The sequence below is a fragment of the Enterococcus sp. DIV1368f genome (genome assembly GCF_051712245.1).
Lineage (GTDB): Bacteria > Bacillota > Bacilli > Lactobacillales > Enterococcaceae > Enterococcus > Enterococcus faecalis.
In genome coordinates this window covers 1,174,292-1,186,778 of record NZ_JBIOON010000001.1, presented here as the reverse complement: position 1 = coordinate 1,186,778, position 12,487 = coordinate 1,174,292, and the positions used below count along the sequence as shown (strand labels likewise).

Here is a 12,487-nt window from a genome sequence, read left to right as displayed (position 1 = left end):
CTAGCTTGTTATTTTGTCGGAAACGGATCGTCCGTGTACCAACTTCCTTGTAGGTAAACATTTCCGGCTCTGCTTGAGGCAAAAATTATCCCTTGATTTCCGATTTCATATAGTGCATTACAATTAGGATACGGAAAAACGTAAGGTGCAACTGAGAGCGGAATATTCCAGACACTAGCACTTATTTTTGAGGACATTTTGTACCCAGTTGGTATGTTAAATACTTTGGGCATGTGGTTATTCAATTTCGTTGGATCACTCAAATTACATCTTACGAATGCATCGACACGATTTCCTACCCTAATTAATACAAATTTCATATTATCCTTATTAAAGGCCGCCTGATATTTTGCCTCGACTTCACCGACTCCACTAGCTTCATAAATGGCCATTTTAGAGGATTCCAAAGGCACACCATTGACGGTTGGCATAGTCACAAAATTCTTCACCCCAGCAATCTCTTGATCACCTGTTTGGGTCACAGCTTGACCTTTAATCGCTTCCGCAACGTTTTTCGGGTGCATATATTTACTCATTAAAGTTCCCGCGACTGCTTCGCTGTCTGATGCGAAGCCATAATTTTCTACATTGCCTAGCCCTACTTGTTCAGCGGTTACTTGGTGCGGATTATCCTGATTTTCCACATGGGTATTGAGTTGCTCTGCTTGAACAAAACCACTCTTCGCTAAAACCGCCTGGGCATCAACAGACAGACCAATATGAAGCCCCACGTAATCAACTTCTAAGCTAGCTGGCGTTACCCCATTCGATGAATCTGTATAGCTCATTAAATAAATGAAACCTTCATCTGTGATAAAATTCTGATCATTGATTTGAATTGAAAAATCGCCGAACTCTTTTGCTGATTCTTGGATTTGAGTTACCCAATTATCCGTAGTTGGTAAATACGTAGCGATTTTAATCGTTTGATTATTGGGCGCAGCGGCTTTCACACGTTGATTAATCGTAAAAAATTGAACGTTCTGGCGAATAAATGCTACCGCCTCGTCAGTTGTGAATGTTTCAAACATTTGTGGAATTAATTTTTTTGCGGCTTCAACGAGATTTAAGGCCGCTAATTGTTGTGGAATCACACCACTTTGGGTGGAACCTGTTTTCACACCCTCATCATCACGGCTGGCCATTTTATTGTAGTCCGCTTGGGAAACTTCCTCCCAAACGTCTGTTGGCTTCTTAAGAATTTTAGCCGTAAAATCAGTGGAATAACTGTTTGCATTGGTGGCTGTATTGCCGGCCGTTTTACCATTAAAGTCTAACTTCATTTTGACAGTAGTTGGCTTAGCCAATAAAGAAATGCCATCTGCTTTTGTCATGCGGTCATTCAAATCAATTTGAAGACGATTCGCCAGAGTAGCTTGTTTGATGCCTTGTGTATCTGTGCGTGCTTGAACAATTTCTGGATTACTATCACCCGCTTCTGCTACTAATTGATCGAAATCATTTCGTAAAGTATCAAATTCTTGTTTATTATTATTTGCCGTTGAAACTGCGTTTCCTGCAATCGTGATGGCTGTTTTGGCATTATTCATCGCTTGGTTGGCTGTTTCATTTGCTTGATTGCCTGCATCGGTGGCAATTTGTACGGCTTCTTTGCCAGCTTCATCTGCGATGTTTTTCGCTTCAGAAATTCCATTCGTTAACTGGACTTGGTAAGCATCTACTTTCTCAGCTGATGCATTCGACTGATCCAAGATTGCATTGATTTTAAGGCGACCTTGATTCAGGGTATCTAATTCTTCAATATGTTCTACTGACATTTCGTCACACTCCTCTAGTTTTCATTATTTTATTAAAACTGACCGCCCAATTGGGATTGAATATACACACGACAGATGACCGAAGCATCCAACCATAGTGGCTGATGAGAGAAAAATTGAAGCGTGTGATTGCCGCGTTCGATTTTTCCATCTGTTGTTTTTCGTAAATAACTCAAAATGTTTAGCCGTTGTTGTTGCAATGATCGTTGGGGTAATTTTTTGCCATCCACTACCAAATCAATGTTCGTTACAGAATGCGAAGGTCCTTTAGCAGTTGCCTTGAACGTTAATTCTGCGGTGTTTATATAAAGAATGTCCTCGTCAAAGTATAAATTCAGCTCCACTGGCTGTGTCTTGCTAAGTTCTCCTTGTATTGAACGATTTAAAAGTGTCGTCGCCCCTTGTGCGTAAGTTTCGCTAATCTCTTGTTTCCGACTGAAAGCTGTCATGGTACTATGAATTGTTTCTTGCAGATTTCCCAACTCTAGCTGAATGTCTTGGGGGGCACCAAAGACATCTTTTTTACTTTCTTTTTTGATACGAAGGTTGACACTCCCAAACTCATTCGTATTAATCATGATAACCGTGCCCAACCGCAAACGATCGATTGCTAAAGGTTGATCTGTTAATTTAATTAAATCAGCTGCAGTCACTACCCAAGAAACTTGTGGCTTGGTCCATTCTTCTAACATTCGCAAAGCATTTTCCTTCAATGCCTTGGGATCAGAAAAACGCTGTTCCACCCAAATTGACTCCAATAAACCATAGCGGTCAATTGCGGCCTTGTTCTCTAAATACGGAACCCCTTGATTGACCGAGCGAATATTGACTTTGTTAACACCTTCGCCTGAACCTAATGGATAAATCCGATTGATTAGCATCTTGGGATTACGTTCTATTTCAAATCCTTGCATGTTGTAACCTTCTTGAATTCGCGCAACTGGTTCTGTTGGCGGTTTGACTAATGAAAGTTCAAAAGGATAGACCTCTGTATTCCATTGCCAAAGATATTCCTCTTCGAAATCGGCTGGGATGCTAAATAAAGGCTCGACTAGCCCATTTTCATTCTCCCATTTATAGGTTAATTTCCTTGAAAAATCACATTTTTTCAGGACCCAATGCTTTGTTTTTTGTTTATTCAATAGAAATTGAATGGCTTCTTTCGTTGTTTTGTTTTTAATTTCGTGACAACCAAATAGGACAGTATCGCCTAAGGTACATAATGCTTCTGTGGCAGAGTAGTGAATTTGATTATTGTTCGCATCTTTCTTAATTGTGGTTGGCATCACGCGATATAAACCAATATATTCATTCTCATTGTCGGTCAGTTCCACCCATTGCATTTCTGCAATAAATTCATTTTTAGGATCATCTAGCGGCATGGTAAAATCTAAACTGCCAATTTTGTTCTCTATTTTTTCATAACTGACTTGATAGGCATTATCCAAGATTGCCGTATATGTTCTTTTCAAATCCAGCGCCATTAACATTTAATCACCCTCCTACACAAATCGGTTAGGATAGCGAATCGTCAAGCGGAAGTCGCTATCTTTGGCTTGAATATACAGCGGTTCATTGGGATATAGATAAAAATCGTTCATTGGTCGAATCATCGGTGCACCATTTTTTGTCAGATAAAAATTTTCAGTATCAATGATAATTTCCGAACGATCAAAGTCTCCTAAGTTAATTGTATCGTTCCGTGTTTTAATCCAAACACCACGTCCGGTTCCTGATAAAATAATGGTCGGTTTGACTTTTAATCCTTCGACCGTAGGATAAATTTCAATTGGCCGAACTTCTTTGCCTAAATCCCCCATCGTGTAGGCCCGATTTTGAAAGGTAATCATGGTTGATCCCCAATAAGCCCCGCCTTCAATTAAAATTGGAAAATCAACTGCACCTGAGCCTGTATTCCCCATTAAGTAATTCGCTTGAAATGTAATGGTTGGCGAACCCCACATCACACTAGTCGCATCACTCCGTGTATATTTATACGGATCAGAAAGCAATAAAGTAAAGGTGCCTGTTACTTGATTAACACCTTCGGGTACATCACTCACTGAAGACTTACTGCCAAACCACAGCATTTCCGGTTCATCGTTAAACCAAATAGAAACGTCTTTTTCCGTAAACAAAGCAACATTTAAATGATTAAATGCATCTCGAAACGCTTCATTATTCACAGCTGAAAGGCGATATTTGACTGTTAATTCTCGTTCTGGAATTCGCGCATAAACGTGACGTTTACCATCACGAATCCCTAATTGATAGCTTTCAATTTCGCTTGGAACTAATTCTCGTCCTGAAACTGATAATGTTTGATAGCCAGGGATGACTTTTTCTAAAAATTGGCCGTTAAAATTCAACGCTTCTGAAGGAAGAGGCGTTGAATGAGTTGCTTGATTGGTATCAACAAATTTATACATGTTATCCTCTCCTTCCTAAGCGGTTATTTTGTTTCACTTGTTGTCGTTGTAACTCCGTTGCTAAATAAGGCGCCGTAGTAGCTGCGACAACTTTTCCATCTAACGTTGACTCTACTGTCACAAATAATGGTCGATTGTATGCATCATTTTCTAAACGATGGTCAATCGTTGCCGTGAAGTTTCCTCGACCAGCTAAGTCCAAGGCAAAATCATTTAACAGCGGTAAGTCTAAAATAGAAGCCATTGCTCTACTAACGGCTGTTTCACCTGCATAAATCCCCGTGGCAATCGTGCCGCCGAAATTCAATTTATGCAAATCAGATAAGGGACCTTCTTTTGCTGGTGAAAATGGTAAAAAGTTACGAATTTTACTGACGACCCCATCGATTGCTTCTTTGGCTTTTCCAATTGCGCCTGTAATTCCATCAGCAATCATGCCGACAATATTCGCACCGGCATCGGTGAATTTTGAAAACCAACCTTGGATTGCTTGCCAAGCACCTTCAATTACAGAACCAATGGCATTTTTTACCTGATCGGCTGCATTGGTAACCCCATTTTTGATATTTTCAACTAACTGTCCGCCCGAAGCTAACAGTTGACCAAAATAAGAACCAATCTTCGTGATCATTTGTGAGATTAATGTTCCTGCTGCGGACAGCAAGGCACCCAATAGACTGAGTACACCATTAATTAAGGCTTGAATCAGTTGAATCCCAGCACTTAACAACTGTGGCAACGCATTGATTAACGCACCCATTAAAGCGGTAATGAGCGTAATTGCTGCAGTAACCAGTTGCGGTAAAATTGAAATAATCCCTTGGATCAAGGCCATTAGCAATTTGACGCCTGCGCTGATGATTTGTGGTAACGCACCAATTAAGGCATTTACCAATGTCAAAATTAAGGTAATAGCTGCCGCAACTAAGGTTGGTAAAATCGAAATAATCCCTTGAATTAACGCCATTAACAATTTGACACCTGCGCTGATAATCTGTGGCAAGGCACCTACCAACGCAGTCACTAACGCTAGAATAATCGTCAGCGCTGATTGAATTAACTGAGGTAAAATCGTCATAATCCCAGTGATTAATGCCATCAAAATTTGTAAACCAGCAGTCAAAATCAACGGTAACATAGTAACAAATGCATTGACTAAGGCCGTGATAATTGAAACACCTGCTGTAACTAGCATTGGTAACGCTGTGACAAAAGCTGTCACTAATGTAGTGATAATATTAATCGCTGCAGTTGTAATTGTTGGCAAGGCGGTGACAATCGCATTAACTAAAGTCATTAATAAGCTCAAACCAACTTCTATCAACATTGGTAAGACTGTTGTAATCCCCTGAATCAACGTAGTAATAATTTGTGTTGCCGCTTCAATTAAGACTGGCAAATTGGCAACGATCGCACCAACAATTAACGTAATTAAACTAGATAACGCGGTTACGATGCTTGGAATAGCTTCTGTTATTTTCCCGAGAATACTGGTTAAGACGGTTGTAAAAAGTTGTATAACTTTCGGTAGATTAGCCGCAAGCATTGTTGTAACCGATGTAATCGTGTTACCTAAATTATCAAAGACTTGGGTAATACCACCCGCACTCAAATCACCGGTTTTCATCCAGGCCGTCACGAATGAAACAATCAAGGAAATAATTAGACCAAACGGCCCAGAAATTCCTAATGCAGCCAGTGCAACTTTTGTCAGAACTTTTACCAAAAGACCAACCGCTAAACCAGCTTTGTCAAAGGTGCCACCAAATTGCCCTAATAAGTTACTACCTAATTGCAAACCACTGGCAAAAACGCCTGCTAGCACACGACCAATTGTTGAAAAAATAGTCGCCATTTTCTCTAAGCCTACTGCAAAAAATTGTTTAAAAACTGCCATTACTTGCTGAAAGGCCGGCTGGATCTGTTGTAGCAGTCCTACCAATTTGCCAAACGCCGCTGAAACAGCTCCTTGAATGGCACTAGCTAAGCTATTGATACTATTTCTAAATGTTTCATTGGTTTTATAGAAATAAACAAACGCTGCTACCGCTGCTAAAACGGCTGCTACAATTAAAATTAATGGTCCTCCACTTAAGGCACTAAAACTAGCACTTAGTTTTGATAAGCCACCACCTAACTTCCCAATGTTTCCTTTTACAAGAACCAAACCATCACTAAACTGTTGAAATTTTTGCTGAGCCATCGTTACCATAATCAACATGGGCCCAATGGCGGCTAAAATGCCCATAATGGCAACAATAAAAACTTGGACGGGTTTTGGTAATTTGATAAATAAATTCACCAAAGCTGTAATGCCTTTGACGACTGTGATAACCACTTGAACCAAAATTTCCATTCCTGGAGCCATCACGCTTTGAATCACTTGTGCCGCCGCTTCAAATGATTGATTCATCTGAGTCAATGCCCCTTGCAACTCGCCTTGCAATGAATCAGAAATCCCTCCTGCACTGGCCATAATCAGTCCTTGCATTCCTTGAAATTCGCCACTGACCCCAGCACCGACGCCCATAGCTGTTTTTAAAACGTTCAGCATAGGTAAGGAAACGGCACTAGTCATGGCCGTCCCAAAGCTCAGCATATTATTTTGTGCATTAGTAAAGCCATCAGAGGTTTCTTTCCCCGCTTTTTTAGCTGCTTCACCGGCTTGTTCAGCAGAATCTGTTAACGCTGTGTTCATTTGATCTGCTGCCTTTGCTGTTTCGTCTCCTGTTTTTTTCACTGTTTCTCCAGATTGTTGCATGACGGTTTTAAATGTGTTCATGACCGTGGCTGACTGATTGACACCCGCACTAATTTTCCCTAAATATCCACTTAATAAGGCATACTCACCGCTCATACTTTTTAATGCTTGTTGGACGCCTGCAAGGCTTTTCTTTGCCTCCGACAACGGCGTTTTTTCTTTGTCATTCTCCATCTACTCTCCTCCCTTCTCGATAGCGGCGTAGACGCTCTGCCACAGTGGCAAGTTGCGTTTTTTTCCGCTCATTTAATTTCGTTCGTTGTGGCTGGTTAGCTGCCAGAACTTCAGCAACTCGTTTTTCATAATCATAGAAACTTTTAAAGCTTTCAAAAACGGGTTTTCCTTTTTTATTTGTCGCTTGCGCTTTAACATTTAAGTAGGCAAGCTCGTGCCTTTTCCGCTCTTCATCTACTTCTGCTAAATTAAAAGCAATCATTCGTAATTCAAATTCAGACATGGTCATCCGATCCACTTCTTCAAATGAACGACAGCCCAAGTAGCGAAAAGCAGAAAGAGCGATGTCGTGATACACGTCATCGCTCGTTTTAATTAGTTGGTCGCTTGCGCTTCTGCTTTCTTCGCTTCTTTGCTGAACTGATCGATCATTGGTTTTGTAAGAGGTTGCTTTCCCATTTCTTTAAGCAAATCATCTGAAAGTTTTTTGACATCTTGGGTCATTAACCATGCTTCAATTTCCGACTTACCTATTTTTAATTGCCCACTTTGTAAAGCTTCCATGATGTCAACTAAGATTACTGGATTGTATTGGCGTAAATAAATCATTGCTGAACTGATGCCCATGCCGAATTTGGCAGCGCCATTTTCAATTTGGTAACGTTTATCTAATTCGCGAATCGCGCCAATCGTAAATTTCACTTCAATTGTTTTTCCGTTAATCTCTAAATTCATTTTTTATCCTCCTAAAATTCAACACTTTTTGATTATTCGCCAGGTTGTGGTGCTTTATCTGGAACGGTATCTTGGAACGCATATTGTGCTTCTGCAATAATATCTGCTTCTACTGTTGCAAAACCATCTTGTGGTTTGCCATTAATAGAGGCTTCTGTTTCAATTTCTACTAATTCTTCTACATTGGCTGGTAAACTCCATGAATTTACATAACCTTGGGCATAAATTGCTGGATATTTACCTTCCGCATTTTTTTCACCTTTTAAATCAACATCCCAAAATTCCATTAAGATGCCATCTTCAACTGCGTCTTTCATGTATAAATTTTCATCATCTCGAGAGGCTAAACCGCTTAACGATAACGTAACTTCTAAACCAGAAACAGCATTCGCAACGCCATCTTTTGTTTGCGTACCGCTCGATTCACGTGAGAATTCCCATTCATGTTCAATTTGAAATAAGGGTTTCATTGCTTTCTTTGTCGCTGCTTCATCCAAGCGACGAACTAATAAAATACGGTCTTTTCCTTGCATAACTTCTCCCATTGATAATTCCTCCTAGTAAAATTGCATGTGTAATGGTAGTACAGCATGCCAAATTGTTTTTTTCATTTGTTTGGTATCTTTTACCATTTGTGCTTTGACTTCTTGATGTTTGATACCCCAATTAAAATGAGCCGTTCGTTTTAAGTTACTGGTTGCCTGCCGTAAAATCGTTCCTTTAATTGTAGAAATTTGTTGTCGTTCAGATAACGCACCATAAACATGCATTATTAATTCAATTTCTCCCAAAATAGCTGATTTAGTTGGCTTAGGTAATTCTTTACTATCACCTAAATAAACAAATGGCTGATCTGGTAAATCTGTCGGCAGTTCCTCTAGCAACAAAAATCCTGACGTCTGGCAGATTGCAACAAGGGCTTCATATAACTCTTGTTCCGCTTCATTCATTTTTAGCGCCACCTTTCCATTCAAAAAATTCAGGATTGGTTAACAAATTGGCTCTCTTCTAGTCAAAATGAAGGATTTTGAAAGTAGCCGGCATTTTCTGCTCCTTCATAGCTGACACAAGAAAGCAGTCAAAATTATAGAATTCCGTGTCTTCATTTTTTTGGTTGCCTCACGTTTATCTATCTCTTTCGACACTATTAATTTACCATGTTGACACCTGAAAAAATTCCACGCTTTTTCCATGTTTACATCCCTAGTTCATCCGCCACCGCTTCAAAGAAATGATTTCTTAATTTATAGGCTTGGCTTTTACTAATAAATAATTGCTGGGCAAGTCCAATTAATGTTAAAGAGGGCCGTTTTTTCATATATAGTTCTTCAATAATCACGCGCGTTTGTTCATCCGCTTCAGCTAAACAATTTTTGATAATGTCTCGATTTCTCTCTAAGTTCCACAGACGACGATCCATAGCTATCGTAATCGCCATTCGTTCGGTCACTACAGAGTGAAGTCCTTGTCCTCTAATACCAGCATTTAAATCTGCTTCTTGATAAGGGTGCCGTAATTCTTCTTCCCGTTGCCGGATATACTCATCTGTTTTATAAAAGTCTGCTAAAATATCTTTGATATAATTAAATGTTGACGTACGCATTGGTTAATCTCCTTTACTTTTATTCATTTAAAAGTGTTAATCGATAAATAAAATAACACTCTTTCGACATGTCTAAGCCGTGACGAATCGCTTCATCTGAATAACCGAGCCAAATTAAATAGAGATACTCGCTTTTTGTAAACGATGCGGCCTTGATGGATTGGATGGGTCTTGATTGATCCATCGACCAATTACCGATTGCTTGTCCTAATTCTTGAATTTCCTGCATAATAGGTTTATTTTTCTGACTTGTCCAATCGGGATATTGATTCATTAGTTGTAAGAGTCGTTTTCTTTTTTGTGCTTTTTCGCTTTGTTGCTTTGAAATATCTTTAAATACAACGCTTTTCATTTCAAATAAATCTTTTTTACGTTTTGTTAAATTACTCATGTTTACGGCCTTCTCTTTCACCAATTAGATAACCTAACATCAGTGTCATTGTCCAAAAGATAAACCCAATAATAATTGTTAACATATTTATTTCACACTCCTCATTCGTTTGTCTGTTGTGTCTTTATATTGGAAAACATAGCCACTGGCGTGCTTCATTAGACGAGAAATAATGCGTGTTCCATAGGCCTCCACCAGTTGTTTCCCAGAAAAATTAGTAGTAAAAATAGTTGCTTTATTCTGTCTAGCTTCTAAAATTCGATTTAAGATGTCATTATTAAAATCCGTACTAACTTTATTTTTAATTCCTAATTCAGCACCTAAATCATCTAAGACCAAAACGTCTGCTTTTTTCATTCTAGTAATATACGCTTGAGCCTTTGCTTGGCTTTTGGCCGATTCATTCATGGACATTTTTAGTTTTTCTAATAACTCAGAGTAGCTGACAAATAAACAATACTTTTGATATGCAGAGCGTTCTATGACTTCAACTAAAATACTGATAGCCAAATGACTTTTACCGACACCAGGTTTCCCTGAAAAAATAACGTGAATTGGCTTTCCTTCAACAATCGCTGAAACTGCTGCTAAGGCCCGTTCTTTTGCTTGTCTTGTTTCTAATTCAGTGGTTTGGTAATTGGTTAAACGACATTGCCGTAGCGCATCATCAGCAATTAAGGACCCTTGATGAAAAAATTTTTGTGTACGTGCCATAAAACTCTCTTGAGAACGTTGTTGAGTGGCTTCTTGTTCATGTTTTTTTAGCATTTTATACCCACACGACCAACAAGTTGGGGCACAACGTTCTGTGCCATCTTTATTTTTTTGTTGCCAAACATATTGTTCACTGCCACATTCAGGACAACGGTCTTCAACTTTTTCTAACAATTGACTCAATAGTATTTGAAAAGTTTGATCTGTCGCATGCATACTGATTTCCTCCTTTCTTTAAAAACCTAACTCTTGATATTCTTCTGTCATTTGCGGCGTATGCTCCAACACTTGTTTTTTATCATTTACCAGAACTTCATGTACGGATAAATAATTTTGTTGCTCCCAACTTTTCAAAATAGCATTTACATAGCCGTAATTCCGTTTATTTCGATCGACGGCAATTCCTAAAGCATGCAAGATTAATTGGCATGCTTCCTCTTGGCTAGCCCCTTTTTGTATAAAATCTTGCAACCAATACTTAAAATCTTGGCTTGTTTTTGAGGCCAGTGTACCAAAGCCGTTTTCCTCATAAAAATGATAAATCATCTTTAAACAATCGTTTTCTGAACTACTACCTTGACTCTGACCTAAATTAGACTGGCCTATGCTTTCCTGTGGTAACCGTTGGTAGTCAGCTGGTTGACCACCGACAGACGATTCTGCTTTAAACGTATAAGCTTTGCTATTTTTTTCAACAATCTGATTTTTCTCTTCTTGATACAAGGTTGGTTTGTAACGATCACTGCGAATATAATTATGAATTTTCCAATGTTTGATAACGATCACACCACTTTCAAATACTAGAATAAATTTTTTAACCATTAGCAATTTTAGATCGTCTTCCCCACAACCAACCATTCGCTGCAATTTTTTGGGATTATTGATAAATCCATCATCATCGGCACGCATCGCTAAATGAAAATACAGAGCCTGACTTGATAAGGGCATATCTAAAAATGCATCACTATCAATAATCGTTTTTGCAAACATGCGTCGTTCTGCCAATCCTCTTCTCTCCTTTTGACTAAATTATTGTTACTCTGTTAGTAATTCCATGAGGCCAATCATACCAATCACGATGGCCCCAATTTTTATTGAGACACTGCTTATTAATAAAATAATTGCTAAAAGTAACATATCCGACAACGTTTTTTTATAGTTCTGACTCATTTCTTCACCCTTTCTACAAAAAATACGGTTTTCCGAACAAAGTGTTCAAAAAAATAGTTCAGTTAACCGAACATTTGAATGGCTCTATCTTAGCATCAAATATTTTCACTGTCAACTCATAAGTTCGGTTTTATGAACCTCTAATTTTAATTGCGATTGTTACTTGCCTTCTCTAAACAGATATAGTATACTTTGAGGCAATAGGAGGTTCGGAAATATGAACATTTTTGCTGTCCGTTTAAAAGAGGCTTTAACAGCCAAGAACATCAAACCTAGTGATTTAGCGAAAAAAACTGGCATCGGTAAATCTTCGATCAGCGATTGGCTAGCTGGTCGTTACGAAGCAAAACAAGACAAAGTTTATCGCATTGCAGATGCATTAGACATTAATGAGGCCTGGTTGATGGGACAAGAGGTTCCCATGGAAAAAAATGCCTCAACTATCGACCGCATTTATAAAAAATTAGAACCCCAACGACAAGCCATCGTTTATCAATTTGCCGAACAACAATTACACGAACAACAAACGCAAGCAGAAATTCTCTCATTCCCTCGCCGTGACGAAATGACACTGGCTGCCCACGCTGGGGATCCAGAAAAGATATTTTCAAAAGAAGAAATCGAGAAAATTCACGATTACTTGGATGAAATTGATGCCAAATATCAACAATCGATTTCTTCTGACAAAAAAGAGGATTAACTTCCCATCTACTCTTTTTATTAAGTAATGGC

14 protein-coding genes are annotated in these 12,487 nt (G+C 38.9%); 1 reads left to right on the top strand and 13 read right to left on the bottom strand.

Going from position 1 to position 12,487, the window contains the following annotated elements; translation table 11 throughout:
* Positions 1-8: 8 nt before the first annotated feature.
* From IGL07_RS06060 to IGL07_RS06000, 13 genes are all read right to left on the bottom strand, one after another.
* The gene (locus IGL07_RS06060) at positions 9-1,778 is read right to left on the bottom strand and encodes a hypothetical protein (protein WP_075575354.1); all 1,770 of its coding nucleotides are present in this window, start codon (positions 1,776-1,778) and stop codon (positions 9-11) included.
* 32 nt (positions 1,779-1,810) lie between these two features.
* Positions 1,811-3,268, bottom strand: a complete 1,458-nt coding sequence (locus tag IGL07_RS06055; protein ID WP_010817221.1) for a phage tail protein — start codon at positions 3,266-3,268, stop codon at positions 1,811-1,813.
* Positions 3,269-3,280: 12 nt separating this feature from the next.
* Complete coding sequence (locus IGL07_RS06050) at positions 3,281-4,207, bottom strand: distal tail protein Dit (protein WP_002377703.1); 927 nt, start codon at positions 4,205-4,207, stop codon at positions 3,281-3,283.
* Between the two features lies 1 nt (position 4,208).
* Positions 4,209-7,142 carry a phage tail protein gene (locus tag IGL07_RS06045; RefSeq protein ID WP_010817220.1) on the bottom strand — a complete coding sequence of 978 codons (2,934 nt, stop codon included), beginning with the start codon at positions 7,140-7,142 and terminating at the stop codon, positions 4,209-4,211.
* Entirely contained in the window at positions 7,132-7,500 is a 369-nt protein-coding gene (locus IGL07_RS06040; protein WP_002361692.1) for a hypothetical protein, read from the bottom strand. The genes IGL07_RS06045 and IGL07_RS06040 overlap by 11 nt, the downstream gene beginning before the upstream one ends.
* Positions 7,501-7,517: 17 nt before the next feature.
* The gene (locus IGL07_RS06035) at positions 7,518-7,877 is read right to left on the bottom strand and encodes a tail assembly chaperone (protein WP_002357848.1); all 360 of its coding nucleotides are present in this window, start codon (positions 7,875-7,877) and stop codon (positions 7,518-7,520) included.
* 32 nt (positions 7,878-7,909) lie between these two features.
* Positions 7,910-8,422 (bottom strand): phage major tail protein, TP901-1 family, encoded by a 513-nt coding sequence (locus IGL07_RS06030; RefSeq protein WP_002365550.1) that lies wholly within the window; start codon positions 8,420-8,422, stop codon positions 7,910-7,912.
* Between the two features lie 12 nt (positions 8,423-8,434).
* Positions 8,435-8,851 carry a hypothetical protein gene (locus IGL07_RS06025; RefSeq protein ID WP_002382237.1) on the bottom strand — a complete coding sequence of 139 codons (417 nt, stop codon included), beginning with the start codon at positions 8,849-8,851 and terminating at the stop codon, positions 8,435-8,437.
* Positions 8,852-9,072: 221 nt separating this feature from the next.
* Positions 9,073-9,480 (bottom strand): RinA family phage transcriptional activator, encoded by a 408-nt coding sequence (locus IGL07_RS06020; protein ID WP_002360491.1) that lies wholly within the window; start codon positions 9,478-9,480, stop codon positions 9,073-9,075.
* A gap of 19 nt (positions 9,481-9,499) precedes the next feature.
* Positions 9,500-9,892: a hypothetical protein gene (locus IGL07_RS06015; RefSeq protein WP_025189516.1), complete on the bottom strand. Its 393-nt coding sequence runs from the start codon at positions 9,890-9,892 to the stop codon at positions 9,500-9,502.
* Positions 9,893-9,958: 66 nt separating this feature from the next.
* Positions 9,959-10,801: an ATP-binding protein gene (locus IGL07_RS06010; protein ID WP_010817217.1), complete on the bottom strand. Its 843-nt coding sequence runs from the start codon at positions 10,799-10,801 to the stop codon at positions 9,959-9,961.
* 18 nt (positions 10,802-10,819) lie between these two features.
* Positions 10,820-11,575, bottom strand: a complete 756-nt coding sequence (locus tag IGL07_RS06005) for a DnaD domain protein (RefSeq protein WP_025189515.1) — start codon at positions 11,573-11,575, stop codon at positions 10,820-10,822.
* A gap of 45 nt (positions 11,576-11,620) precedes the next feature.
* On the bottom strand, positions 11,621-11,755 hold the full coding sequence (locus IGL07_RS06000; RefSeq protein ID WP_010708662.1) for a hypothetical protein: 135 nt from the start codon (positions 11,753-11,755) through the stop codon (positions 11,621-11,623).
* Between the two features lie 217 nt (positions 11,756-11,972).
* Here IGL07_RS06000 and IGL07_RS05995 point away from each other — a divergent pair, with 217 nt between their 5' ends.
* Positions 11,973-12,455, top strand: a complete 483-nt coding sequence (locus IGL07_RS05995) for a helix-turn-helix domain-containing protein (RefSeq protein WP_002360496.1) — start codon at positions 11,973-11,975, stop codon at positions 12,453-12,455.
* The last annotated feature ends 32 nt before the right edge of the window (positions 12,456-12,487 follow it).